The 25792-nt window shown below is 31.5% G+C and carries 25 protein-coding genes; 14 read left to right on the top strand and 11 right to left on the bottom strand.

The annotated features are described in order from the left end of the window. Positions 1 to 250: 250 nt before the first annotated feature. Positions 251 to 388, bottom strand: a complete 138-nt coding sequence (locus DTL3_RS09745; RefSeq protein ID WP_231854019.1) for a hypothetical protein — start codon at positions 386 to 388, stop codon at positions 251 to 253. Between the two features lie 49 nt (positions 389 to 437). Between DTL3_RS09745 and DTL3_RS01105 the strand changes: the two genes are divergently transcribed. Together DTL3_RS01105 and DTL3_RS01110 are read left to right on the top strand one after the other, a co-directional pair. Continuing rightward, positions 438 to 1127: a hypothetical protein gene (locus tag DTL3_RS01105; protein ID WP_231854020.1), complete on the top strand. Its 690-nt coding sequence runs from the start codon at positions 438 to 440 to the stop codon at positions 1125 to 1127. A gap of 30 nt (positions 1128 to 1157) precedes the next feature. Further along, positions 1158 to 2090 carry a diacylglycerol/lipid kinase family protein gene (locus tag DTL3_RS01110; protein ID WP_084217071.1) on the top strand — a complete coding sequence of 311 codons (933 nt, stop codon included), beginning with the start codon at positions 1158 to 1160 and terminating at the stop codon, positions 2088 to 2090. 3 nt (positions 2091 to 2093) lie between these two features. On the opposite strand, the gene DTL3_RS01115 is transcribed toward DTL3_RS01110, so the two are convergent. From DTL3_RS01115 to DTL3_RS01130, 4 genes are all read right to left on the bottom strand, one after another. Beyond that, on the bottom strand, positions 2094 to 2609 hold the full coding sequence (locus DTL3_RS01115; RefSeq protein WP_045087161.1) for a chromate transporter: 516 nt from the start codon (positions 2607 to 2609) through the stop codon (positions 2094 to 2096). Positions 2610 to 2635: 26 nt separating this feature from the next. Then, positions 2636 to 3196 carry a chromate transporter gene (locus DTL3_RS01120; protein ID WP_052670208.1) on the bottom strand — a complete coding sequence of 187 codons (561 nt, stop codon included), beginning with the start codon at positions 3194 to 3196 and terminating at the stop codon, positions 2636 to 2638. Positions 3197 to 3321: 125 nt separating this feature from the next. Then, entirely contained in the window at positions 3322 to 4029 is a 708-nt protein-coding gene (locus tag DTL3_RS01125) for a GntR family transcriptional regulator (RefSeq protein WP_045087162.1), read from the bottom strand. Between the two features lie 160 nt (positions 4030 to 4189). After that, positions 4190 to 4645 (bottom strand): ribonuclease H-like YkuK family protein, encoded by a 456-nt coding sequence (locus DTL3_RS01130; protein ID WP_045087163.1) that lies wholly within the window; start codon positions 4643 to 4645, stop codon positions 4190 to 4192. A gap of 214 nt (positions 4646 to 4859) precedes the next feature. Between DTL3_RS01130 and DTL3_RS01135 the strand changes: the two genes are divergently transcribed. The 4 genes from DTL3_RS01135 to DTL3_RS01150 all read left to right on the top strand — a co-directional run bounded on the left by DTL3_RS01135 (position 4860) and on the right by DTL3_RS01150 (position 7950). Continuing rightward, positions 4860 to 5720, top strand: a complete 861-nt coding sequence (locus DTL3_RS01135; protein WP_045087164.1) for a DMT family transporter — start codon at positions 4860 to 4862, stop codon at positions 5718 to 5720. Positions 5721 to 6001: 281 nt separating this feature from the next. Continuing rightward, on the top strand, positions 6002 to 6628 hold the full coding sequence (locus tag DTL3_RS01140; protein WP_144403449.1) for a hypothetical protein: 627 nt from the start codon (positions 6002 to 6004) through the stop codon (positions 6626 to 6628). Positions 6629 to 6646: 18 nt separating this feature from the next. Next, positions 6647 to 7684: a low-specificity L-threonine aldolase gene (ltaE, locus tag DTL3_RS01145; protein WP_045087165.1), complete on the top strand. Its 1038-nt coding sequence runs from the start codon at positions 6647 to 6649 to the stop codon at positions 7682 to 7684. 5 nt (positions 7685 to 7689) lie between these two features. Then, entirely contained in the window at positions 7690 to 7950 is a 261-nt protein-coding gene (locus DTL3_RS01150; RefSeq protein ID WP_052670215.1) for an EscU/YscU/HrcU family type III secretion system export apparatus switch protein, read from the top strand. A 5-nt stretch (positions 7951 to 7955) separates the two neighbouring features. Here DTL3_RS01150 and ispE read toward each other — a convergent pair whose 3' ends face one another. From ispE to DTL3_RS01180, 6 genes are all read right to left on the bottom strand, one after another. Further along, the gene (gene ispE, locus DTL3_RS01155) at positions 7956 to 8723 is read right to left on the bottom strand and encodes a 4-(cytidine 5'-diphospho)-2-C-methyl-D-erythritol kinase (RefSeq protein WP_045087167.1); all 768 of its coding nucleotides are present in this window, start codon (positions 8721 to 8723) and stop codon (positions 7956 to 7958) included. Positions 8724 to 8746: 23 nt separating this feature from the next. Next, positions 8747 to 10933: a 1,4-alpha-glucan branching protein GlgB gene (glgB, locus tag DTL3_RS01160; RefSeq protein ID WP_045087168.1), complete on the bottom strand. Its 2187-nt coding sequence runs from the start codon at positions 10931 to 10933 to the stop codon at positions 8747 to 8749. A gap of 4 nt (positions 10934 to 10937) precedes the next feature. Beyond that, the gene (gene dprA / locus DTL3_RS01165) at positions 10938 to 11858 is read right to left on the bottom strand and encodes a DNA-processing protein DprA (protein ID WP_052670217.1); all 921 of its coding nucleotides are present in this window, start codon (positions 11856 to 11858) and stop codon (positions 10938 to 10940) included. 391 nt (positions 11859 to 12249) lie between these two features. Next, the gene (hflC, locus tag DTL3_RS01170; RefSeq protein WP_045088518.1) at positions 12250 to 13101 is read right to left on the bottom strand and encodes a protease modulator HflC; all 852 of its coding nucleotides are present in this window, start codon (positions 13099 to 13101) and stop codon (positions 12250 to 12252) included. A gap of 10 nt (positions 13102 to 13111) precedes the next feature. Beyond that, a complete protein-coding gene (gene hflK, locus DTL3_RS01175) occupies positions 13112 to 14107 on the bottom strand; it encodes an FtsH protease activity modulator HflK (RefSeq protein WP_084217073.1) in 996 nt (331 codons plus the stop codon). Between the two features lie 187 nt (positions 14108 to 14294). After that, positions 14295 to 14990, bottom strand: coding sequence for a tRNA1(Val) (adenine(37)-N6)-methyltransferase (locus DTL3_RS01180; protein ID WP_052670219.1), 696 nt, complete (start codon positions 14988 to 14990; stop codon positions 14295 to 14297). Between the two features lie 268 nt (positions 14991 to 15258). Here DTL3_RS01180 and DTL3_RS01185 point away from each other — a divergent pair, with 268 nt between their 5' ends. The 8 genes from DTL3_RS01185 to DTL3_RS01220 all read left to right on the top strand — a co-directional run bounded on the left by DTL3_RS01185 (position 15259) and on the right by DTL3_RS01220 (position 25783). Next, positions 15259 to 16200, top strand: coding sequence for an NAD-dependent epimerase/dehydratase family protein (locus DTL3_RS01185; RefSeq protein WP_045087170.1), 942 nt, complete (start codon positions 15259 to 15261; stop codon positions 16198 to 16200). Then, entirely contained in the window at positions 16175 to 17413 is a 1239-nt protein-coding gene (locus DTL3_RS01190; protein WP_045087171.1) for a replication-associated recombination protein A, read from the top strand. Before DTL3_RS01185 ends, DTL3_RS01190 begins: the two co-directional genes overlap by 26 nt. Positions 17414 to 17701: 288 nt before the next feature. After that, positions 17702 to 20206 carry an ABC transporter substrate-binding protein gene (locus tag DTL3_RS01195; RefSeq protein WP_045087172.1) on the top strand — a complete coding sequence of 835 codons (2505 nt, stop codon included), beginning with the start codon at positions 17702 to 17704 and terminating at the stop codon, positions 20204 to 20206. A gap of 102 nt (positions 20207 to 20308) precedes the next feature. Next, on the top strand, positions 20309 to 21358 hold the full coding sequence (locus DTL3_RS01200; RefSeq protein ID WP_045087173.1) for an ABC transporter permease: 1050 nt from the start codon (positions 20309 to 20311) through the stop codon (positions 21356 to 21358). Further along, positions 21355 to 22767: an ABC transporter permease gene (locus tag DTL3_RS01205; protein WP_231854021.1), complete on the top strand. Its 1413-nt coding sequence runs from the start codon at positions 21355 to 21357 to the stop codon at positions 22765 to 22767. Before DTL3_RS01200 ends, DTL3_RS01205 begins: the two co-directional genes overlap by 4 nt. Positions 22768 to 22773: 6 nt before the next feature. Beyond that, positions 22774 to 23745, top strand: coding sequence for an ABC transporter ATP-binding protein (locus DTL3_RS01210; protein ID WP_045087174.1), 972 nt, complete (start codon positions 22774 to 22776; stop codon positions 23743 to 23745). Beyond that, positions 23738 to 24769, top strand: coding sequence for an ABC transporter ATP-binding protein (locus DTL3_RS01215; RefSeq protein WP_045087175.1), 1032 nt, complete (start codon positions 23738 to 23740; stop codon positions 24767 to 24769). The genes DTL3_RS01210 and DTL3_RS01215 overlap by 8 nt, the downstream gene beginning before the upstream one ends. Before the next feature lie 78 nt (positions 24770 to 24847). Next, positions 24848 to 25783, top strand: coding sequence for an ABC transporter permease (locus DTL3_RS01220; RefSeq protein ID WP_045087176.1), 936 nt, complete (start codon positions 24848 to 24850; stop codon positions 25781 to 25783). The last annotated feature ends 9 nt before the right edge of the window (positions 25784 to 25792 follow it).

Here is a 25792-nt window from a genome sequence, read left to right on the forward strand (position 1 = left end):
AATATACAATTATACTGTATTTAATTCTCAAATAGATCTGAGAAATGAGTAGCTTGCTTTCTATAACTAAATAGAGACTTTTTTCAATATAAATTCTAAAAATGACTTTTCTTGTAAGTGGAAACTAAGAATATTTTATGATAGAATTATTTTGTGTTGTTGGTATTAAATACTTTGAGGGGTGGATCTGTATGTGGGCTAGATATATTTCTTTTTTTATATTGAGTGCTTCTATGCTGTATTTAGTAATTTATTCAATTATTTTTTCTTTCAAGTTTAGTTTAACTGCTTTTTTTCTTTTGTTAGTGTTTGGTTTTAGCATCTTATATGCTATTTTTACTGAATTTAAAGCCATAAAAAAATCTTCAAAAACTAAAACTACTTTCAATTTTTTGTCTCTTTTGTGTGTTTTCGGTGGTGCACTTTCAACTTATTTTTTGAACATATATTTAAGCCAAGGTTCAATCATTGCAGCCAGTTTAATCGGAATTATTGGTTCTATCTTTTTTCCTAAGTACTCTTTACCTATATATACTGGAGCCTTTGTAGGCATGATTTCTCCTGATTTTTCTCATAATTTTTATCATATTTGTGCTGCTTGTATAATTGCGGGATTTATTTATGAATTATCTAAAGAAATATTTGTGGGAGCTGGAGGAAAATTAGGGACAATAGCTTTTAGTTCGTGGCTTATTACTTATTTAATTTTTGATTTAACTCTTTTACAATCTTCATTTAATTATCAAATTGGATACGAATTATTATTAATTAGTTTTATAGGTGCAATAACTACCTATGTCCTTTACAATTATTTTTCTTTAGATCCTGTTTTATCATCTGCTTTAATAAGTTTGATAGGTGCTTTAATCTTGCCTGTAATAATTCCTGATTTAAAAAACATATCACCTTCGGTTATTATGGCTGCTACATTTGCTGGAATGAGTTCAAAAAAGAGAGAGAATTGGTATAAAATGATTTTGATTTCTTTCATAGTACCTATTTTTTTCACTTGCAGTTATTGTAATCTTGGAGGAATAGGTGGAAAACTTGGAACAATAGCTTTTAGCAGTGTGTTAACCATAGATGGGATTTTTATTTTATTAAAAGATATATCATATAAAAATTAGTCAAATAAGTTGAAGGCGAGATGATAGCTTATGATAGAGGACAAAATTTTGTTTATAGTTAATCCAAAAGCTTGTGGTGGAAGATCTTTAAAAATTTGGGAGAAAAAGATTTATCCTCTTTTAACAAAAAGTAATGATCTTAAGTTTGACTATGTTTTTACAGAAAAGCCTTTTGATGGATTTAGATTAGCTATGAAAGGAATAGAAAAAGGATATAGAAAGTTAGTTTCTGTAGGCGGAGACGGCACTTTAAATGAAATTGTAAATGCAATCTTAATACAGAATTTTGTGGAACCTACTGAAATTGCTGTAGGTTCAATAGGTACCGGAAGAGGTAATGATTGGAGAAAAACAATTGGCATTCCAGAGGATTATAATGAATCTGTAAATATTTTAAAAAACGAAAAATATATTTTACAAGATGTAGGAAAAGTCAGGTATATTCAAAATAAAAAAGAAAAAGAGAGATTTTTTATAAATATTGCAGGAATGGGTTTTGATGCTGAGGTAACTTATAAAGCTAATAGAAAAAAGGAAAGACTAGCCACAAGTCTTTCCTATTCTATCAATCTTGTTAAAACTTTGTTTTCATATGAACCTACAATTGTGAATATAATTGCAGATGGGCATATTGTCTATAATAATAAAGCTTTAACCTTAAATATTGGAATATGTAGATACAGTGGTGGGGGTATGATGTTTACACCAAATGCAATTTATAATGATGGGCTTTTCAACTTGACGGTAGTTGATGACATATCAATTTTAAAAATTCTAGCTAATTTGAGAGGGTTATATAACGGCTCTTTTATAAAAAACCCATCAGTAAAAACTTTTAGAGCAAAAACAATTGACGTTTATTCACAAGAAAAACTCTATTTAGAGGTTGATGGCGAATCTTTAGGACATTCACCATTTCATTTTGAAATTTTACCTCAAACCCTTAAAGTTATTGTTGGTTAATTTTTATCCAAATACTATACCTATTAATGCCGTTACGATAATAATTACCATCGGATTTACATCAGTAAATATCAACAATAATAAAACTATTATGAAAGTCAACAAATTAATTAGAGTTGTAATATTTGTAAATCCTATAGTAAATCCTGATCCTAAAATTAAACCTATCACTGCTGGGGATAAAAATTTAAGAATATTTTGTTGGGTATCCCCAGTTCCATTTTTAAAAAAAGCAGCTACACTAAGTCCTATAAGCAAAGATGGTGTAACAACCCCCAAAGTTGCAACTATAGAACCTATAAAGCCATATACCTTATATCCAACGTAAGTTGCACTATTTATGGAAATAGAACCGGGGGTTACTTCAGCAATCGCTATAAGGTTTAAAAATTCTTCAATACTCATCCAATTATTCTTAACCAAATGCTCTTGGATGAGTGGAATTATTACGTACCCACCACCAAATCCAAATAAACCTATTTCAAAAAATGTCCCAAACAATTTTAGCAAAGTAAGCATCGTTGATAATCCCTTCTCTTCAATGATTATTTATCTTTATTTTTTATTCTATTACTTAAAGAACCTATTATAAAGGCTCCTGCTATTATATAAATTGGATTTACACTAAAAATGGTTGTTAATAAAAAAGAAATTAAAAAAACTAGAAATAAAACAGTGGACCATTTAATACTTTTTGAAAGACTAAATGCAGCATATAAAATAAATGCAGCAACAGCCGGTCTTATTCCATTAAATGCCTTTTCTAATAAAGCTAATTCTCCTAAATTTGTTAGAGCAAGAGCAATTAATAAAATAATAACAAAGGAAGGCAAAATAACACCTATTGCAGAGACTATTGAACCTATTATGCCTTCTATATTATATCCTAATAAAATAGATAAATTTACTGATACAGATCCTGGAATTGTTTGAGTTAACGAAACAGTTTCTGTAAATTTCTCCTTTTCAAGCCATTTATTATTATCTACTATTTCCTTTTCCATCAGCGGAATCATAGCATACCCTCCACCGAAAGTGAATAGGCCAATTTTTAAAAAGGTTATAAACATACTGAATAATTTATTTTTTTCTTTTTTCGTTGTCATTAAATCGTCTCCTGTGATCTCTATTAAAAAATTTATATAAAAAAAAGGGGAAAATATATAAAACCCCATGGGAAGTAAATTTATTTTTTAAATTTAGTTATAGTAATTAAAATATGATCTTCCTACTATAAACTCAATTCAGTGTAAAATTTGAAGTAATCAGCTCTAATTAAACTTTCTCTGAACTCCACGAATCTATCATCAGAATCATATGTATATCGAGTTGTTTGAAAGAGAGGCACATTTTCTTCTACTTCTAAAAGTTTTTGAGCCTCTAAGGAAGGTAAAACTGGTTCTAGATACTCTTTGGCTCTGACACACCTTATTCCTTCTCTTTCTAATACATCATATAAAGACTTGGTTTGAAGAAGTTTTTTATTATCAACTTTTTTAAGGTAATCACAAGGTATGTAAGAAGTTTCTAAAATTAGAGGGATCTCCCCCACCATTCCAATCCTTGTTATTTCCCATAATTCTAATTGTTCAAATTTATCAACGTCTCCTAATCCGTCAACTTTGTTAATAGAAATAAGCTTCGTTTTAGAATTCTCAATCTTCGTTGCTATGCTTCTACCAAAACTATAAAATTTAAGTAAACTCTGCTCCCATAGTAATGATTGAACTTTGTATCCTCTACCAGGATAACTTTTTATTGTACCTTGATGTTTTAACACTTCTAAAACTTTTCTAATAGTTGTTCTAGTGACGTGAAATTCTTCGGCCAATTCGTTTTCTGAAGGGAGATAAGAATTTAAGGAATATACTCCTTCATATATCCTAGTGGTTATTTCGTCGGCGATAATCTTATAAATAGGTACTTTATTCTTAGCCATTATTTCATGCTCCTAAAGATTGAAGAAACCATAATTTAAACATATCTGTCTACACAAACTTGTGTAGACAGATTATATCAAATAATAAAAGATTAATCAACAGAATAATTATAATTTTAGGTTAACATTATATGTCTTTTAACTTACCCAATATTTTATATTATTTAGTATAAATATGGGCAATATTTGTTGCAGCGAAAGAATACGGTTTTGTCTTACAATCATATCCAAGACCTTTTACATATCCTGTTAAAGAATTAAAAATATCTTTTGATTTTCCGTTCAAACCAATATCTAAGTGTATTTCAGGCCTTTTTAACTGTAATTCTTCTTCTAGAAACTTTGCTGTTTCTAAGCTTAGTTCCGCTTCTTTAATAAGTCTATTATACATATCATATCTTTTATTTTCTCGAGTAAGATAATAAAAGTAAGTTCCACCACTTCCTGTTTTATAAATAACGATAGCAGTTGCAAATACCACATTTCCATTTCTCGAGTGGCTATCAGTCCCAACCCATATTTTTACCTCTTCTTCTGAAGAAAATTCTTTAATAAAATCTGAGATTTCTAAAGATTCAACAAAACCTATGGTTGGATTTTTTAATCTGAAGTTAATGTCCCCCTTTTTTCTTTTCTACAATTATACAACAAAATACTAATATTGCAACATATATATTATTTGTTATAAAACCTATAATAGTTCAAAACAAAATAATCAATTCCTTCAAAAAAGAAAATATTTGATAAATTATATGGTAAAATAGATACATATCCCCAACATTTAAAACAACTTAATTAATATTTTATCATTTTAACGTGGAGGTATACTATTGCAACAAAAATATAAAGCATATATAAACTTATTTTTAGTGACTCTAATATGGGGAAGCACTTTTCCACTTCACAAAGCAGTTTTGACAGACGAGTATACATTTCCTTATTTATTTGTCAGATTTTTTATAGCTGGAATATTTTCATTTATAATTTGGAGAAAGCAATCGTTTAAATACGGTATGATATTAGGAGTCATCCTTGGATTAGGTCACGCTCTTCAAACTTATGGTATTAATTTTACTGATGCATCTAAAAGTGGCTTTATAACATCCCTTTATATTCCATTTACTCCGATAATTTCCTTCTTAATTGAAAAAGAAAAACCAAATTTAATTCAATGGATATGTTTCCCCTTATCTTTACTTGGTTCTTATATGCTTTTTGGAGGTATATCAGGATTTAATTTTGGCGATTTTTTAACTTTTATAGGTGCCGTTTTGTTCGCACTTCATATTGTGTTGATTACTAAATTTTCTAAAAAAGTTCAAGAAACCTCGCTGTTAGCTTATCAATTTCTTTTTGCAGCTGTTATCAATTTACTCCTCTCATTTAATTCTAATTGGAGTTTAACTAACACTATTATCGCAACAACATTATACACATCTATAATTGCCACAGTTTTAGTTAATTTTGTTCAAGTGAAGTATCAAAAAGTTGTTGGCTCTAATTCAACTGTTCTTATATTCATTGGAGAACCTATTTTTGCTTCATTATTTTCTTTTATATTTCTTAAGGAAAGATTTTCATATCTTCAATTAATAGGAGCAATTTTAATGATATTGGTTATTTTGTTAACTTCTTTTTCTGACAAAATAATTGTCCATTTTACAAAACCTATAAATACAAAAGAATTATAAAGTAAAAACATATGTCAATTACCCACCGCCCCTAGAGGCGGGGGCTTGTAGAAATACAAGCTCGGTTGATTAGCCTATGTCATTAGCTTTTGCTAATGATTAGTTATAGCAGAATATATAGTCACCGTGGGATGCTCCACAAGTCCCATGCTCTGAGGGTAATGGTTAAACATCTCTGAGGGGTAGGAGAAGTGCTGTTACCATTAAACCTGCTATAACATTGGCGATGTGGACCTACAGGCTTCGGCCTGACTTACCTTGATGGAGGTAAATTGTATGGAATGAAGCCTGTTCAAAAACCATTAAAGGACGCAACATTTATGTCTACTATAAGATGGAAATTGGTCAATGCGCTGATGTGTGACTACACTTACGGTTATATTACAAAATCCAAAAGAGTAAGTCTTGGTTTGGAAAAGACACATTATAACGATGCATTTTGCATAGCAGGTGGAATTAATCAACAGAGAATAGAACCTATCTATTTTGAGCAAATTAGGAGAAACAATCGTTCACTCGAAAAGTTCTATGATGCAAAATATGTTGATATAAGAGATAAGTCTATTAAAACAGGACAAGAGCTTTTCTGTGGTAGAAGGACACGGAACAAAAACTTAAATGAAGAAAATCTTCATAAGTATCGTGGAGCTAAAAAATCAAAAGGCAGAAGAAATATTCGTAAGCAAAGATACGCTTATCAGCCTAAAGATATTGTTACCTTTGAGAGCAAAAAATATTCAGTTCAAGGTGTACAGAACAAAGGTGAATATATTAAGCTAATGGAAATGTCTAAGCCAGTTAAAACAGATTTAGTTAAGCCCTATATGTTTAGGAAAGGATTTAGTATGTTTTATAACTGCAATTCATCACCCACTTACAGAAGTGGGAGTCTTCTTGCAGGAAAATGATAAAGAGGTGAATTTTAAATGAAATATATCGATATCAGAAGCGATACAGTAACTCAACCTACTCAAGAGATGAGAGACGCCATGTATAATGCAGTAGTTGGAGATGATGTTTACGATGAGGACCCTACAATAAAAAAATTAGAGGTTTATGCAGCTGAAATTGTTGGAAAAGAAGCTGCTCTATTTGTCCCTAGCGGTACTTTTGGAAATCAACTTTCTATCTTCACTCATTGTGAAAGAGGAAATGAGGTCATCTTAGATGATAGTTGCCATATAGTTATTCATGAAGTTGGGGCTTCATCTGTAATAGCTGGAGTTCAACTAAGGACTATTAAAAGTGATAAAGGCATTATGTCTCCTCAAGAAGTAAGGAGTAAAATTAGGAAAGGTGAAGAAGATATTCATTTTCCTTCAACAGGGTTAATTTGCTTAGAAAACGCTCACTCAAACGGAAGAGTTATCCCACTTGAGAATATGAAAGAAATTCATGAAATAGCAAAAGAAAATAAAATCCCTGTTCATTTAGATGGAGCAAGAATATTTAATGCCTCAACTTATTTGAAAGTTGATCCAAAAGAGATTACACAGTATTGTGATTCAATAATGTTCTGTTTATCCAAGGGGTTATGCGCACCTGTTGGTTCGATGGTCGCAGGAAGTAAGTCATTTATTGAAAAGGCAAAGAAAAAAAGAAAACTTATGGGCGGGGGTATGAGACAAGCAGGTTTTTTAGCCGCAGCAGGATTAGTTGCACTAGAAAAAATGAGAGATCGCTTACATGAAGACCATGAAAATGCAAGATATATGGGAAAAGAATTGAGCAAAATTCCAGAAATATCTATCAATTTGGATGATATCCAAATTAATATGGTTTTTTTCACTTTGAACATTGATAATGTTGAAGAGATGGTAAGTTACTTTTTGGATAAAGGTATAAAAATTAATCCCCCTGAAAATGGAATGTTTAGGTTTGTAACAAATTACTGGGTTACCAAAAGAGATATCGACTACATAATAAAAACCCTAAAAGATTTTTTATCTTTAAAAGCGAGATAAAGATAATGGAGAAAAAGAAGGTTGTTGCATTACGGTATAAAAAAGGAGTAGATAATGCACCAAAAGTAGTAGCAAAAGGCATGGATCTGATAGCCCAAAGAATTCTGGAGATCGCTGAAAAGGAAAATATACCCATTATCAAAAATGAAAAAGCTGTAGAAGATTTCTATGGTATTGATTTAGATGATGAAATACCTTCTGAACTTTATGAAATAGCTGCAGAAATCATAGCTTTTGTCTATAAATTGGATAAGCAACATATTTGATAATTTCACTCACAAACTCTAAATATAGTGCTTCCTGTTCCGCTCATAAGTGCAAAAATAGTACCTTTTTCTTTTTCTATCTCATGTTTTTGTTCTTGCAATTGAGGATTTATTTTAAAAACAATTTGTTCAAATACGTTGAAGGCGTTTTTTTTAGCAACTTCAACGTTTTTGTTTTTTAACGAACAATATAGAAGATGGGGGTCCCCTTTATGCTTTATTTCTTTCCATTGCTGATCCAATAGTTCATACATCTTTTTAGTGTCTATTCTTAAAGGCATCGGATATAATTTTATATTAATATCTAACGGTTCCAAATACTCTAAAATATCTCCTTTACCTCTTCCTATGGCGGTTCCTCCATTTAATAGAAAAGGAACATCACTTCCTATTTTTTTGGCAATATCAAATATATCTCTTTCTGATATATTAAAATTTTTCGCTAAAAATCTTAAAAGAGCAGCGGAATCTGCACTTCCGCCGCCAACGCCCCCTCCAAGCGGGAGTTTTTTTACTAATTTTATTTTTAAGTTAAAATCATAAATACCGGTTTCTTTTTTAAATATTTCTATTGTTTGTTTTAATATGTTATCTTTCCAGGGTATTGACAACTCTGGTTCACTTTCAAAAAATTCTTTTTCAGAAAAATCCACATAAATAATATCGTGTTCTTTTATGGATTGAAACAAGGTTAATATATCATGGTATCCATCGTCCCTTTTTTTTATTACATCTAAGTAGAGATTAACTTTCCCATAAGCTTTTAACATCATATATTACATCTTCTCCATTATATTCATTTTATTATATATTTAAAATACATACCAGCCAATGGTGGTAAAGTCAAAATGATGGATTGTTCTCTTCCATGCATTGGAACATCTTGTGAATAAACCTCTTTTGGATTATCAATTCCACTGCCATAGTATTCTTTCCAGTCGCTATTTAATATCTCTTGATAAACACCTTTTTTGGGTACTCCTATTCTATAATTTTCTCTCGGTACAGGTGTGAAATTAAAAATGCAAACTATTAATTCTTCTTGATTTTTAGATTTTCTGACAAAAGAGATAACACTGTTTTCTGTATCATTAAAATCTATCCATTCAAATCCATCATAACTATGATCTACCTCAAAAAGTGATTTATATTTTTTATATATCTTGTTCAAATCCTTTAAAAAAACACTAGTTTTCTCATGAGGTTCATATTGTAGCAAATGCCAATCTAAACTGTGCAAACAATCCCACTCTTTTCTTTGAGCAATTTCCGCACCCATAAAAAGTAACTTTTTACCAGGATGTGCATACATATAAGAATAAAATAACCTAAGATTAGCAAATTTTTGCCAATCATCCCCTGGCATCTTTTCTAAAAGAGACCTTTTCCCGTAAACTACTTCATCATGTGATATAGAGAGGATAAAATTTTCTGAAAAGGCATAAAGTAAAGAAAACGTCAGATCGTTTTGATGATATTTTCGAAATATAGGATCCTTACTAAAATACCTTAAAGTGTCATTCATCCAACCCATATTCCATTTAAATGAAAACCCTAATCCTCCCAAGTGAACTGGTTTTGTTACACCAGGAAAAGCTGTGGACTCTTCTGCTATTGTTAAGATTCCAGGAAAATACTGGTAAGCAACTGTATTTAATTGTTTTAAAAAATCAATTGCTTCTAAATTTTCTCTTCCACCATATTTATTAGGTATCCATTCTCCATCTTTTCTACTATAATCTAAATAAACCATAGATGCAACGGCATCTACCCTTAATCCATCAATATGATACTTTTCCAACCAAAATAATGCATTGGATAACAAGAAATTCTTTACTTCGTACCTTCCATAATTAAATATATATGTCCCCCAATCTTTATGTTCTCCAAGCCTTGGATCAAAATGTTCATATAGCGCTGTCCCATCAAATCTACCCAAAGCAAACGAATCTTTTGGAAAATGTCCAGGAACCCAATCAATAAAGACTCCTATATTATTTTGATGCATTACATCAACAAAATACATAAAATCTTCGGGTTTACCAAATCTGCTTGTTGGAGCAAAATAACCAGTGACTTGATAACCCCATGATATATCCAAAGGATGTTCTGCTATAGGAAGTAATTCAATATGTGTGAAATTATGTTCTTTAACATGTTTAACTAATTTTTGAGCTAAATCTCTATAATTTAAAAATTCATTTCCATCTTTTCTTGCCCATGAACCCAAATGAACTTCATATATCGAGATAGGTTCTTCAAACCAATTAATTCCTTCCCTTTTTTCCATCCATTCTTCATCCTGCCACTTATGCTTATCGTCTACATCATAAACTATAGCAGCAGTGTTAGGTCGAACTTCAAAATAGGTTCCGTAAGGATCTGTTTTTAGAAGTATCTCACCATTTTGAGTTTTAATTTCAAATTTATATAAATCCCCTTCCACTACATTTGGAATGAAGATTTCCCAAATGCCTGATACACCAAGTACTCTCATTTGATGAACTCTTCCGTCCCAATTATTAAAATTACCTACCACACTTACCCTTTTGGCATTTGGTGCCCAAGTTGCAAATAATACCCCATTTACACCCTTTATCTTCATAGGGTGTGCCCCTAATTTTTCATATATCTTATAATGATTCCCTTCATTAAATAGATACCTATCATATTCAGAAATAACAGGTAGAAAAGAATAGGGATCGACAGTACGCCATTTATGTCCATCCTGGGCAACATATTCAAATTCATATTCAAAAAACTCTGTTCCTTCTATCTTTTTTTCAAAAAGCCCGCTAGGATGTATTTTATCTAGTTTGATTTTCTTATCTTGTGTTATCAAATAAGCTTCTTTTGCAAAAGGTTGAATAGTTCTCACAATAAGATTTTTTTCATCTAATTTTCTTAAACCAAGATAGATAAAAGGATCATGGCACTCTGCGTTTATTAACATTTTAATTTCATCATCAGTCAATATTGGCATGGGATCACTCTCCTTCTTTCAAAATATAGTAAACTCCATTTTCCTGACCAATAACACCTTCTATTTCCATTTTCATTATAGTTGATAAAATTAATGATACATCTTCATTTATAGAATCACAAATTAGATCTAAATTATCTTTCCCATTCATTATTGATTGAAGTATATGATTCTCTAATATAGAATTTTTATCTTCTATGATTGTATTGTTATTATCAAAAGTCTTGTTAACTCTGAATAATTCTCTAAGTTGCTCTAAAGAAATTATTGGCGTAGCACCACTATATATGAGGTAATTTGTTCCATATGAGTTTATACGTGTAATATCCCCAGGCACAGCTAAAACTTCTCTCCCATAATCTAGGGCATACCTAGCAGTAATAAGTGAGCCACTTTTCTTTGAAGCTTCTACTACAATGGTTTTTTCTGAAAGTCCAGCAATTATTCTATTTCTATAAGGGAATGTATACCTTGCAGGCCTAGTTCCGGGAAAGTACTCTGATAAAATTAAACCTTCATTTTTTATTCTGGCATACAGGTTCTCGTTTGATTTGGGGTAAACAACATCTATTCCATTTCCTAAAACTGCTATAGTCTTTTTAGAATTTATATGGGCTATAGAATCTATTCCATAAGCCATTCCACTAACAATGGTATAACTATCTAATGTTTTTGCTATATTTTCACAAACCGTTTTTCCATAACTGGTTGGCTTCCTACTACCAACAATTGATACTTTCATACTTTTCATCAAAGAAATATCTCCAAAATAGTAAATAATGATAGGGGGATCATTTGTTTCTTTCAAAAGATCAGGATATGCTTCATCCCAATAAGTCAAGATTTTTAAGTCTTTGACCTGATTTAATCTTTTAAATATATTTCTTTTCTTTTCTTCATAATCTTCTTTAAATACTGTGGGCAATGTATTGTTATCAACAAATTCAATTAATTCTCGATTATTTTTTTTATAAACTTCTTTAAGAGTTATTAGATCTAAAACATTCAGTTTAAAACCCTCCCTTTAGAAATTCTAAAATCTGCAATATATATATAAGTTTCGTATTTGATTTTTTTACAAAATACTTACCAACTTCTAATCTTCATTATCTTTTAATTTCTTTAAATTCTTCGGTGCTTATAGCTGGGAAAGAGGGAGGGCTCCGCCCTTAACCCACTAAAAATTCAAAAACGATTATTAATAAGTGCAACTTTATTTAGTACTTATAACTGAGAAAGAGGGAGGGCTCCGCCCTTAACCCATTATAAATTCAAAATAATCCATAATTTATTTGTGTATACTAAAATCTCAACGGTTATTTCATATTATAGAAATATTTTAACAAAGGTGAATCGTTTGGAATCACCAAAATACTCTTTTCAAATGATTCTTTATAAATTTGAGTTATTTTTTGTAATTCATAAAAATCCATATCTTGTGAATATGCCTCTGAATATATATTAGTAGCACTAGCTTCCCCAGTTCCTCTTATGATTTCAGCCTCTTTTTGAGCATCTGATTTTATTATGCTGACTTTTTTATCAGCCTCTGCCTTCATTTTTTGAGCTTCTTTTTCTCCTTCAGCCCTAAGTTGAGCTGCCATAGCATATCTTTCACTTTTCATTCTTTCATAAACAGCTTGAGTATTTTCTTGAGGTAGATCCGTCCTTTTTAGTCTAACATCTATTATACTAATTCCAAAATCTTTTAAAGAGTTTACACTACGTTTTTTTATTTCTTCTAATATTTTAAGCCTTTGTATAGATAATACTTCTGAAAAAGAGTAGGTGCCTATTACATCTCTAACATGAGAATAAACAATATCGTCTATCCTTGTCATTGCTACCTCCATAGTTCCCAATGTTTCTATAAATCTTTTAGGATCTTCTATCCTCCATATTGCATAAGTATCTGCTAGAACAGTACGTCTATCGAAAGTAATGACTCTTTCTACTGGAATATCATAAATCATAAATCTTTTTTCAAACTTGACAACATTGTCGATGAATGGCGCTTTTACGTAAACGCCAGGTTCGGTTCTTACATTTTTAATCTCTCCAAATCTAAGTACAACTGCTTGTTGAGTTTGTTCTACTATGTAAAAAGATGTTAATCCAAAGAAAAGCCCTAAAAATACAATTATTATTGTAACTGCCCAAATAGTCATTTTCGTCATCTCAATCATCCCCCATAACCTCAGCTATATTGATGAAGTTTAAGGTATCTCCTTTTTCAGATATAACTTTTATTTTTGAATTTTCAAGCATTTTTTGTATAGAGTCTAAAATCAATCTGTTCTTTGTTATTTCCTCTGACTTTCGGTATTCCTCTAACATTATTCTGAATCGTTCAGCCTCGCCAGTAGCCTTAGATATTTGCTCATAAGCATAAGCTTGTGCATCGTTTAAAATTTTTACTGCTTCTCCTTCAGCACGAGGAATTACATCATTTGCATATCTTTGGGCTTCATTTATAGAAGTTTGCTGATCTTGACGAGCATTATTAACATCATCAAACGCAGGAACTACGGGATCAGGTGGTGTAACATCCTGTAAGTAAACATTTTCTATCTGAATACCTGCTTCATAATCGTTCATGATTTCTTGTATTCTTCTTGCAGTTTCCATAGCTACTTTATCTCTTTCTGTAGTTAAAACTTTTTCTAACTCTAATAACGCAACCATTTCTCGCAAAACGCTCTCAGAAGTTAATTTTACTAAATCGTCTCCCTGAATTACATTAAAAGCATAATCTACGGGATCACTAACTCTATATTGCACTATAGCTTCTATACTTATTATATTTTGATCTCCTGTAATCATTTCCGCTTCTTCTTCAACGAATACATAAGAAGTAGTTCTGCCAGAACTTGTGGTTCTAAACCCAATTTCAATCTTATTTATTGTTCTAACATCTACGATAACATGTGATTGAAAGGGATAAGGAAGATGTAAATGTATGCCAGGACCAGTTGTTGAAGAGTATGCACCAAAGGTTTTAACTAAAGCTACTTCAGAAGGGCCAACTTGATAAACCCCCGTTAGAAGATAAGCTCCCACAGCGATTATAATAACAAGAATTATTATATTTCGCCACCTATGTTTTCTATCGTTGCTATATTCTTTGAACTCATCATTAGGATCTACTGGATCAAATACTTCATATTCAGCCAAAACAACACCTCCTCAAATGTAAAATTATTTTGTACCCACTTTAGAAATTCTAAAACATTAATTTGTTAGACGTTTCAATTTTTTCAATTATACCTTTTCAAGGGCAAACCTTATTAATTATGAATTACTTTAAGTAAGTCTGTTGTGTTTTGACCAAAGAAATTGGGGATACGTTATCTTTAAAAATCTATTTCAAATCGTCAAAGAAAACTGGAGGATGAATCACAAAATTCTTTCCTCCATTTTTTCTAAAAATCAACGATATAAGTTGAGCATCTTTATTTTTATTACCATATCCTATATACATATGTTGGGGCTCTAAATTATTTTTTTCTAAATATATAAAGACGTCAGATAAGATCGATGGATGAATTACAAAACATCCTAATCTTTTATTTTTCAAAAGATACTTTGCCGCATAGATAAAATCTTCCATAACCTTTAAGTTGTCGGCAGACCTGGCAACCCTTCTATCTTTTTTATCACTTTTAAGTCCATCAAAATAATGAGGTGGATTTGAAATAACTAAATCCGCACACTCAGCAGTAAAAAGAGATTTAATTTCCTTAACATCTAAGTTATAAAACTCAACATTTTTAATACAATTGTTTTGTATGTTTTTTAAAGAAGCTAAATACAAATCTTTTTGAACTTCTATTCCATAAATCAAACTATTTTCTACTAATTTTGATAAAGCTAAACAAACATGACCAATACCACTTCCCAATTCTACTATTTTATAACCATCTTTAAAGGGACTGGTCGCAAGTAAAAAAACACTTGCATGGGTGGGAAAATGAGTTACACTAGGTGAATATAGACTTATACTTCTATAAATTTGATCTATTTTTTGTATCTTATTTTTAAATTCCAAAGCATCCATAAAAAACACATCCCGATGTATTTGAACAGAAATGCATAACAAAACAACTACTTCTAATATTTTTAACAATTATTAAATAATTATAACACAAAATTAGTATTGTTTCTAGATTTTTTTAACATAAATATCTTTTTGAAATTTAATAGAGGAGTATATAACAAAAATAAGAATTCAATAATAAGTTAAATACATGTTATAATTAAGACTGAAAATTATAATTGTATATTGTAACTATATAAAAATTACTGATAAATCATTGGAGGTTATCATGGCGGATAAAAGCAAATATAAAATACTTGTTACTGGTGGTGCTGGTTTTATTGGTTCAAATTTAGTAGACAAATTATTAGAAGAAGGGCATTCAGTAGTTGTTGTTGATAATCTTTCAACAGGCAATATTAATTTGTTATCTCCGTTAGCTTTATTTTATCAACAAGATATTAGAGATTATAAAGTTATGGATATCATTTTTGAAACCCATCATTTTGACTATGTCTTTCACCTAGCTGCTCAAATTTCTGTTCCAGAATCTGTTGAGAACCCAAAGAAAGATGCAGAAATAAATATTCTAGGTACTTTAAACATTTTGTCTTTATCTGTAAAATATGGAATCAAAAAGATAATATTTTCTTCTTCTGGTGGTGCTATATATGGAGAAAATGCACCTATTCCCACAACAGAAGATTATTGTCCAAATCCAATAAGTCCATATGCTATTTCAAAATTAGCTTGTGAACATTACATAAAATTTTTTTCAAAGGAATTTTCTCTTGATTATACTATATTAAGATATTCAAATGTATATGGGCCTAAACAAACTCCAAAAGGTGAAGCTGGTGTTGTTGCTATATTTACAGAAAATATGCTAAATAATCAAGAAGTTACAATTTATGGTACTGGTGAACAAATAAGAGATTTTGTGCATGTTTATGATGTCATACAAGCTAATATTTTATCTTTAGATCGTGCAAAAAACGAAATTATTAACATCTCAACCAATGAGGCAACAAGTATAAATGAACTCTTTAAAATCATGAAAGAAGAAATTAATTACAAAAAAACTCCTATTTATCAGCAAAAAAGACCTGGAGATTTAGAGGTAAGTGTGCTTTCAAACGAAAAAGCAAAAGAGATTTTAAATTGGCAGCCTTCATTCAATTTAAAAAAAGGAGTGAAAAACACTATTGAATGGTATAGAACCTCTGTATGAAAAGATACGCCCTAAAAACATCGATGAAATTTTAGGAAATGAAAAATTAAAAGAAGTGCTTAAGACCTGGATAAAAAATAAGAAAATCAGATCTTTTATAATATATGGTGAACCTGGAACAGGTAAATCTACTATTGTCAAAGCCCTACTAAACGAGATTAAAGAATTGTATGATATTTATACAATTTCAGGGGCTTTAGAAGGAAAAAAAACTATTAAAAGTATAATTGAAAAAGAAAATAATCTATTTTCCAAACCTAAATTACTGTTTGTTGATGAAATTCATAGATTGAACAAAGCTGAACAAGATACACTTTTATTAAGTATTGAAACAGGAGATTTAACACTCATAGGAGCTACAACAGAAAATCCTGCTATAAGTATAAATCCTGCATTACTTTCTAGAGTTTTAATCTTTAAAACCCAAGAATTATCTGAAAAAGATTATGAACTTTTATTTGAAAGAATTAAAGATTATTATAAAGATATAAATATAACCGACGAAGCAAAGAAAGCCCTTGTTGATTATGCTGGAAAAGATCTAAGAAGAATAATCAATTTAATTGAAACAGCTAAAGAAGCTTCTATAAACGAAATAGACTTACAATTTCTATCTGATTTTACAGGTTTCAAACTAAACTATAACAAAAATGCAAAATATAGTTTTATTTCTGCATACATTAAAAGTGTAAGAGGCAGCGATCCAGACGCTGCCATTCTTTATCTTGCCTATATGTTAGAAAGTGGGGAAGACCCACTTTATGTAGCAAGAAGGATGGTAATTCTTGCTGCAGAAGATGTAGGTTTAGCTGATCCAAATGCCTTAAATATAGCTGTTTCTGCAATGATAGCAACCGAACATATTGGTTATCCTGAATGTTATCTTCCTTTATCTGAAGCAACCTTATATCTATGTGCTTGCCCTAAATCTAATTCTTCTTACTTAGCTTATTCAAAAGCTAAAGATTTTATTAACAAAAGTAATTTTGAAATCCCTAAAAAATTAATTAATCCTCTCAATAAAAAAATGCAAAAGCAAGGATTTGGAGAAAATTATAAATATCCTCATGACTATGGTGGATTTGTAAGAGAAAGTTACATGCCTGAAACTTATGAAAAAACACAGTTTTATCATCCAAAAGACATTGGTTATGAGAAGAAAATCAAGGAAAGATTTATTCAATTATGGAAAAACTATAAAAATTATACTTGAAATTTTTTTCCTATGTTAACTCAATTAAATTTAATTGAAATTTTCTTCACTCTTTAGGAATAGTTGTTAATAATAACTTATTATTTACTTTATTCGAATTTCTTTTATTTGACATTTTAATTTAAAATAGTATATAATATTAAAGGATGTCTGAAAAAGTTCTAATTTTTCAGATAAAAGTTGGTCTGTTGAATACAATGGGCATAAAACGTCTTTTGAAATACATTAAAATAACGTATTTAATTTCAGAAGACAGGAAATTCATTTATTTTGAAGAGGAGGGATTTCATGAAAAAAGTTAGTGTTTTGTTAATCGCTTTAGTTTGTTTGCTTTCCGTTTTTTCTTTTGCAGAAAAGGGACCTATGCCAGATAAAGTTTATTTCGATGTTAGAATGCAAGAAGACGTCGCTATACAGGATGTCGCTGCAGGTAACGTTGATGTCTTTTTTTCAGGAGTAGGTGCTCCTACTATCAATGCTTTACCTCAATCTACTCTTGATAAACTTGATATCTATTCTATTCCTTCGGGTTCTTGGTCCTTGCTTTTTAATCCTGTACCAAACGCTGCCCCATATACAGTAAAAGTTGGAGATAAAGAATATTTTAACCCTTTAGCAATCAAAGATGTTAGATTTGCAATGAACTTTCTTATAAACAGACAATATATTGTCGATGAGATTCAGCAAGGTGCTGGGGAAGTAATGTACACAGTTGCTACCCCAGGACAACCTGGTACACAACCTTACATTGATATAGCAGCAAAAATGGGTTTTGCCCCAGAAGGAAATGAAGAACTAGCACTTGAAACAATAGAAAACGCTATGAACGAAGCTGCTAACCTTCCTGAAAACAAAGGTAGGCTGGTTAAAAAAGGTCAATGGTGGACCTTTGATGGCGAACCAGTTACTATAAAATTCCTGATTCGTGTAGACGATCCTGAAGGAAGACTTAAAGCTGGAAGATATATAGCAGATCAAATAGAAAAAGCTGGAATAAAAGTTGAAAGGTTAGAAAGAGATAGAACAGCAATACAGATTGCTTATTATTCAAATCCTGCAGACCTAGAATGGCATATTTATACCGAAGGTTGGGGTGCAGGAGCTACCAGAAAGTTCTGGCATCATATTGTAGCCCAAATGTACGCCCCATGGTATGCTAACATGCCTGGTGGTCAAGATCCTGCAAACTGGAATTATGTACAAGATGAAATTGATTATTTAACTCAAAAAGTATACAGTGGAAATTTTGCAACAGAAGAAGAATATTGGGATTCTATTTTAAGAGCGACAGAACTCGGATTAGAAGACTCTGTAAGAATTTACATCTCCTATCAAGACCAATTCTTTGTTGCTAACAAAGACCGTTTCAATAGAAGAATGGTTTATGGTTTGGGAGACGGTTTAAATCAATGGTCTGTAATAACTGCAGACACAAAAGATAGAATCCTAAGAGCTACTCAGTTTTCCTCACAAGGTGCTTTATTTATGAGTGCTTGGGATCCAATTGGAACCGATGGGTTTAACGATGTTTTCTCTATCAATATAGCTTCCACTATGTACGATTACGGAATGTTCGAAAGTCCTGCTTCTGCTGATATTGTACCAGCAAAAGTTATTCCAAGACTAGAAACTCTTGATACAAAGTTTGAAGTAGACGAAGAAGGAGAATTAGTTGGTTTAATTGAAGTACCTCAAGATGCAATAAAGTTTGATACGGTTAGCAAAAAATGGGTTCCTGTTGAACCTGGTCTTAAGTCTTTAAGTGTATGCACTTACGATATAACATATGGTATATGGAATCATGGTATTCAAGAAAGCTTAGCTGATTACATGTATGCATTCGCTTATGCATGGGATCTATCAACTCAAGGTGACGCTAATGACACAAGATACGATCCAACTTATTCTGCTTCTGCAACACCTGGATTAATAGTAGAAGTAGCAAGAAGAATTAATCCTGATGGTTCTATAACCGTCTGGTTTAATTACAACTTCCCTGTTGATGATATGTATTTAGCATCTTGGGGAGCACCTATGTTCTCTGTTTCCCAATCAGGTCAACCTATAGGAGTATCTTGGGAAATAGTAGAAGCCTTAACTAGATTGGTAGAACATGGTGGAGTTTCTGGAAGAGGTTATACACTTTCAGCAACTGCAGCAAAAGGTAATGTATACGAAATCGATGTAATTGAAACTGCGGCTGTTAATGATATTAAGGTTGAGCTTCAAAAAATGATCAATGAAAAATACGTTCCTGTTTATATCAATGAATATGTAACCCCTGATGAAGCTGTAAAGAGATATCAAACTGCACTTGATTTTATCAACAAATATGGACATGCATACATAGGTAGCGGACCTTTCTACATGTCAAAATATGATCCAGTTGCTAGATATGTTGAATTGACAGCAATAAGAGATGAAAGATACCCATTTGAAAGAGGATATTGGAATGAATTCTTTGAAACAGTAAGATTAAATGTTGATAGTGTAGATTTGGCTTTTGCAGCTATAGGCGGATTAGACTTACCAGTATACATAAACGTATCAGAAGTATTGTATCCATATGATACATACACACCAGCAACTGAAGGAAATGTTGAAGTTTCACTTATAACGCCAGATGGTGAAAAAGTATTCAAAGCAGAAGTTGAATCACCTGGAAGATTCTTAGCTACTATTCCTGGTGGAGTACTTGCCGAATTAGATTCTGGAACATATACGGTTGTAGTAACCGCTAAATCAGAAGGAGCTATACCATCAACCTATTCATCTACAATAATTATTTACTAATTTTTTAAGTATCAAATTCAATAGATCTTTTTACAGGCTCCCCGTCTAGGGGATGCCTGTCTTTTAAAGAGAGCTTGCAGCTGACAAGAGGTGATTAGCTTTATGTATTGGAGATATGCTATCAAAAGAATCCTTATGGGTATTATTATTTATGTAATAATAATCTTTATTTATTCCTTTCTTTTTAATACCGTAATGGAAGAAACATTGAATGGACAAATCATTGAACAAGTAAATGGAGAAATGGTTAAGATTTCACAAGTAGGTACAGATCCTGATTATTTGTTGGAGTATAGGGAAAGAAGAATTAGAGAGCTTAGAGATATATATCACCTTGACGATCCATTGCTTTCACGGGTATTTTGGAGAGCAATAGACACTTTAACATTTAACTATGGTAGATCTACAATAATGAGATCATTTAAAGGAGAAACGGACGTTATCAAAATTGTCCTTGAAAGAATTCCTAATACCTTAATGTTATTTACTACATCGATTATCTTAGATATATTAATTGGTGTGTGGTTAGGAATCAAAAAGGCACAGAGGGCTGGAAAATTCTTGGATAAAAGTACCTCAATCATAACCATGACTGTTTATGGATTGCCTTCTTGGTGGTTTGGAATGGTAATGATAATGATTTTTGCTTTTATGATACCTATTTTCCCTTCAGGTGGCATAAGTAGTGTACCACCTCCAGAAACTTTCTTTGCAAAACTTGTTGATTTATTATACCATATGGCTTTACCTGTCATCACTCTAGTCTTTATTGGATTTTGGGGTAGAGCATACTTAACAAGAAATATAGTTCTAGGAAACCTACAGGAAGATTTCATTATGTCTGCAAGAGCGCGAGGTATACCAGAAAGATCTGTTTTATATGGACATGCATTAAGAACCTCTGCTCCTCCTATTTTGACGATGTCGTTACTATCTCTATTAGCATCCTTTTCAGGGGCATTAGTATTTGAAGGCATATTTAGCTGGCCCGGTATGGGAAACTTATATTGGGCAGCAGTGCAGCAAAATGATATACCGGTTCTTCTCGGTAATTTATCAATAACCACACTTATATATATTTCTGGTATAGTATTGTTGGATTTAATCTATGGATTCCTAGATCCTAGAATAAAAGTAGGTGGGAAAGCGTGAGTACTGATATCAAATCAAAAAAAGCACCAAGTAGAATTCAAATGCAACTAGCAGATTTTTGGAAAGAATTCAAACAAGTAAAATTCGGTATTATAGGACTTATTTTTCTAGTTATTTTTATCTTAATTACAATATTTGAACATTTTTTGATTCCATTCCCAGAAGCGTCTACAAGGTGGCGGGATATTACTTATTGGGAAGATAATCCCAGGAATGCTCCACCTGTTTGGATCAATTGGTTTACCGAAAAAGATTACACACCTACAACTTATATGAACAACCTAGAATTTGAAGAAAAAACCATTTCTCCTACTATGTCAGTTAGCACAGCTATCTTAGAATACGATTATAATTACGATGTCCCACCTATAGATCTAATCTATAGAGGAAGATTCAAGGGATCGTTCACTTTAAACATAGTATTGGAGAGACCTGATGGCAACACTATTAATTTAGTAAACAAAAATTTTAGTTCACCTACATGGAAAGATTTTAGAGTTGCAATTAGTAATGAAGCAAAAAATGCTGTTCAAAGCTTTGCCAAAAGATTTCAAAATGTATCCTCTCAAACAATAAAAGTAAATAGTACTATTTTTTCTGAAGCAAATAAAGAAATTATTACAAACCCTGTACCTTTAAAAGGTACCTATAAATTTAACATCAATATAATCAAAACTTCTGAAGATACAGTAATTGAAGACCCTAAATTTATCTTTTCTGGAGCTGTGTCAGGCATTTTGGGAACTGATAATGCAAAACGCGACATATGGAGTGGATTAATAGCTGGCACAAAATGGGCTCTTTTCATAGGACTTTTAACTTCTGCTATATCAATATCAGTAGGGGTTATTTATGGTGTTGTTTCAGCATATTATGGCGGATTTGTCGATTCTATTATGCAAAGAATTTGGGAAATTTTTATGAATATTCCCTTGCTACCAGTTTTAATTGTTTTATCTGCCATATTTAAACCCAGTATATGGTCTTTAATAACAATGATGTGTTTATTCTTTTGGGTTGGCCCAGTAAAAACTGTTAGAAGTATGGCCTTGCAAATAAAAGAAGAAACCTATGTTGAAGCTGCTAAAGCCCTTGGTGCATCAAATGGTAGAATAATATTCAAACATATGGTCCCTATCTTAATTCCATATGCATTTGCTAGTATGGCATTAAACGTGCCAAGCGCCATACTTTACGAAGCAACTGTAAGTTTGCTTGGATTAGGAGATGCTACAATAGTAACTTGGGGCCAAATTCTTCATGATGCTATGAATGGTGGAGCGGTTACAAATGGATTATGGTGGTGGGTAGTTCCTCCTGGAATCTCTATAGCTTTAATAGGAATGACATTTGCATTTATTGGTTTTGCAATGGACACTATCCTAAATCCAAAATTGAGGACGAGGTAGATAAAAATGAGCGAAGTGTTAACTGTTAATAATCTGAAATTATATTATTTTACACGCAAAGGAGTTGTTAAAGCTTTAGATGATGTTAGCTTTTCTCTAAAAGAGGGAGAAACCCTAGGGCTAGTTGGAGAATCCGGTTGCGGTAAAACTACCCTAGGAATGGGACTTTTACGGATGCCTAGCCCTCCAGGAAAAATCGTTGATGGTGAAATAATAATTGATAACGAAAATATCATTCACTTGAAAGAAAATGAACTAAGAAAACGGATTAGATGGAATAAAATATCGATGATATTTCAAGGAGCTATGAATAGTTTGACTCCAGTTTATAATATAAAAAAGCAAATGTTAGAAACACTTTTAAATCATCGCGAAATGGAGGAAGAACAAACCCTCGAAATAATAAAAAAATACATAAATTATGTTGGTTTATCTGAAGATGTTTTAAAAAGATATCCTCACGAACTTTCAGGTGGAATGAAGCAGAGAGTAGTTATTGCAACTGCACTTTTTCTTGAACCAAAAATAGTTATAGCTGATGAACCCACAACAGCCTTAGATGTTGTAGTTCAAGCTCAAATAATTAATTTGTTAAAAAAATTAAAACATGATTTGAATCTTTCTTTTATATTTATCACACATGATCTAGCAACAGAAGCAGAAGTTGCTGATAGAATTATGGTCATGTATGCTGGTAAAATAGCAGAAATTGGAACAAATGATCAGATATATGGAAAACAAGGACCTTCTCATCCATACACAAAAGGTCTTTTGGGTGCTACTCCAAAGTTAAGAGAAAAAGTTGAAGAACTTGCTTTTATTCCTGGTACACCACCTGATCTTCTCAATCCTCCAACCGGTTGCAGGTTCCATGAACGCTGTCCTGTGGCTTTTGATAAGTGTATTTTAAATGAACCACCTTTAAAAGAGATAGAACCTGAGCATTTTGTTGCTTGTTGGAGGTGTTATGATGAATGATGAAATTATTTTGAGTGTAAAAAATATAAAAAAATGGTTCCCACTAAGAAGATCGATTACTGAAGTTTTCAAGGGTAAAAAAAGATGGGTAAAAGCGGTTGACGGTGTTACCTTTAATATAAAGAAAGGTGAGATTTTTGCTCTTATTGGTGAATCAGGCTGTGGAAAAACCACTACAGGCCGTTTGATAATGAAAATAGAAGAGCTTACTTCTGGACAAATCATTTTTAAAGGAACTGATACATCCACTTTATCTTCTTCAACTGAAATAAAAAAGTATAGAGAAGAAGTACAAATGGTTTTCCAGGATCCATACGCATCAATGAACCCAAGATTTAGAGTTAGAGATGTATTATATGAACCATTGATTATCCATAAAAAAACTAAAGATTCTAGGGAAATGGAAAAAATTGCCAGAAGAGCTCTTGAGGAAGTTAAATTAACACCTCCTGAAGAATTTCTGGATAGATTTCCTCATATGCTTAGTGGTGGTCAAAGACAGAGAGTAGCTACTGCAAGAACTTTAGTACTTTCTCCAAATCTAATCATAGCTGATGAACCTGTATCCATGATTGATCTTTCAACAAGGGCAGAAATATTACATATGATGAAGGAAGTCCAAGAAAATTTGAATTTAACTTATTTATATATAACTCATGATTTATCAACTGCTAGGTATTTCTGTGACAGAATTGCTGTAATGTACCTAGGTAGAATTGTTGAATTGGGAACTTCTGATGAAATTATAGAAAATCCTTTACATCCTTATACCAAAGCATTAATAGCAGCTGTTCCGGAACCTATTGCAGGTAAAGAAAATATTATTAAAGATATTCCCATAAAAGGAGAAATTCCTTCTGCAGCAAATATACCTAAAGGTTGTAGATTCCATAACAGATGTATATACTCAAAACCATTGTGCTATGAAAATGTAGATGATCCAGAGCTTGTTGAAGATTCAAATGGACATTATGTGGCTTGTTATAGATACAAAGAAATAAATCAAGAAGTGCAAAACATTTAATTAAAAAACCCCACATTTTGTGGGGTTTTTTAAATTATTCATTTTTCAGTTTAATTTAGAAATAAGGACGGTAATTTGATGTATTGGAAATATGTTCTAAAAAGAATAATAATAGGACTTATCATATATGTACTAATAATATTTATATATTCTGTTCTGTTCAATGTCATGTTTGCAGTAAATAATAGATATCTTTTGGAAGGTTCTGTAGTATCAAAAATTTTCTCTAGTTGGATAGACACACTTACTTTTAATTATGGTCAATCTAACGTAATAAGATCTTTTAAAGGAGAAACTGATGTTATTAAGATTGTGCTTGAAAGGATTCCAAACACTCTGCTTCTCTTTACATCATCTATAATAATTGATATTTTTTTTGGAATATGGTTAGGAATAAAAAAAGCTCAAAAAGCTGGAAGTCTTATGGATAAAACAACTTCTATAATCACAATGATTTGTTATGGGCTACCTGTATGGTGGGTTGGTTTAGTAATGATTATGCTTTTTGCTTTCACTTTTTCTTTATTTCCTTCAAACGGTATTCTTAGCGTTCCACCTCCAGAAACTTTTTTAAAAAGAATGTTGGACATTATGTATCACATGTTTTTACCAGTAACAACCCTAGTTTCATTAAACTTTTGGGGTAGAGCCTATTTAACTAGAAATATAGTTTTAGTTAATTTGCAGGAAGATTTTATTATGTCTGCAAGAGCTCGTGGTATACCAGAAAGAACTGTTTTATATGGTCATGCATTAAGAACTTCGGCCCCTCCAATTTTGACTATGTCTATTTTATCTTTGATAAATTCTTTCTCAGGTGCTTTAATTTTTGAAGGCATATTCAATTGGCCTGGAATGGGTAACCTTTACTGGGCAGCTGTTCAAATGAACGATATACCTGTCCTTTTGGGAAATCTATCAATAACTACACTTATATATATATTTGGGATGATAATATTAGACTTAGTTTATGGTTTTTTAGACCCTAGGATAAAAATAGATGGAGCTGCATAAAGTCAATAA

It is taken from the genome of Defluviitoga tunisiensis (assembly GCF_000953715.1).
GTDB lineage: Bacteria > Thermotogota > Thermotogae > Petrotogales > Petrotogaceae > Defluviitoga > Defluviitoga tunisiensis.

Excerpts from the sequence above, each read along its gene's own strand:
- DTL3_RS01110 (WP_084217071.1), top strand. The coding sequence starts at position 1,158 with ATGATAGAGGACAAAATTTTGTTTATAGTTAATCCAAAAGCTTGTGGT.
- DTL3_RS01115 (WP_045087161.1), bottom strand. The coding sequence starts at position 2,609 with ATGCTTACTTTGCTAAAATTGTTTGGGACATTTTTTGAAATAGGTTTA.
- DTL3_RS01120 (WP_052670208.1), bottom strand. The coding sequence starts at position 3,196 with ATGACAACGAAAAAAGAAAAAAATAAATTATTCAGTATGTTTATAACC.
- DTL3_RS01125 (WP_045087162.1), bottom strand. The coding sequence starts at position 4,029 with ATGGCTAAGAATAAAGTACCTATTTATAAGATTATCGCCGACGAAATA.
- DTL3_RS01140 (WP_144403449.1), top strand. The coding sequence starts at position 6,002 with ATGAAGCCTGTTCAAAAACCATTAAAGGACGCAACATTTATGTCTACT.
- ltaE (WP_045087165.1), top strand. The coding sequence starts at position 6,647 with ATGAAATATATCGATATCAGAAGCGATACAGTAACTCAACCTACTCAA.
- DTL3_RS01150 (WP_052670215.1), top strand. The coding sequence starts at position 7,690 with ATGGAGAAAAAGAAGGTTGTTGCATTACGGTATAAAAAAGGAGTAGAT.
- ispE (WP_045087167.1), bottom strand. The coding sequence starts at position 8,723 with ATGATGTTAAAAGCTTATGGGAAAGTTAATCTCTACTTAGATGTAATA.
- glgB (WP_045087168.1), bottom strand. The coding sequence starts at position 10,933 with ATGCCAATATTGACTGATGATGAAATTAAAATGTTAATAAACGCAGAG.
- hflC (WP_045088518.1), bottom strand. The coding sequence starts at position 13,101 with ATGACTATTTGGGCAGTTACAATAATAATTGTATTTTTAGGGCTTTTC.
- DTL3_RS01180 (WP_052670219.1), bottom strand. The coding sequence starts at position 14,990 with ATGGATGCTTTGGAATTTAAAAATAAGATACAAAAAATAGATCAAATT.
- DTL3_RS01185 (WP_045087170.1), top strand. The coding sequence starts at position 15,259 with ATGGCGGATAAAAGCAAATATAAAATACTTGTTACTGGTGGTGCTGGT.
- DTL3_RS01195 (WP_045087172.1), top strand. The coding sequence starts at position 17,702 with ATGAAAAAAGTTAGTGTTTTGTTAATCGCTTTAGTTTGTTTGCTTTCC.
- DTL3_RS01200 (WP_045087173.1), top strand. The coding sequence starts at position 20,309 with ATGTATTGGAGATATGCTATCAAAAGAATCCTTATGGGTATTATTATT.
- DTL3_RS01210 (WP_045087174.1), top strand. The coding sequence starts at position 22,774 with ATGAGCGAAGTGTTAACTGTTAATAATCTGAAATTATATTATTTTACA.
- DTL3_RS01215 (WP_045087175.1), top strand. The coding sequence starts at position 23,738 with ATGAATGATGAAATTATTTTGAGTGTAAAAAATATAAAAAAATGGTTC.
- DTL3_RS01220 (WP_045087176.1), top strand. The coding sequence starts at position 24,848 with ATGTATTGGAAATATGTTCTAAAAAGAATAATAATAGGACTTATCATA.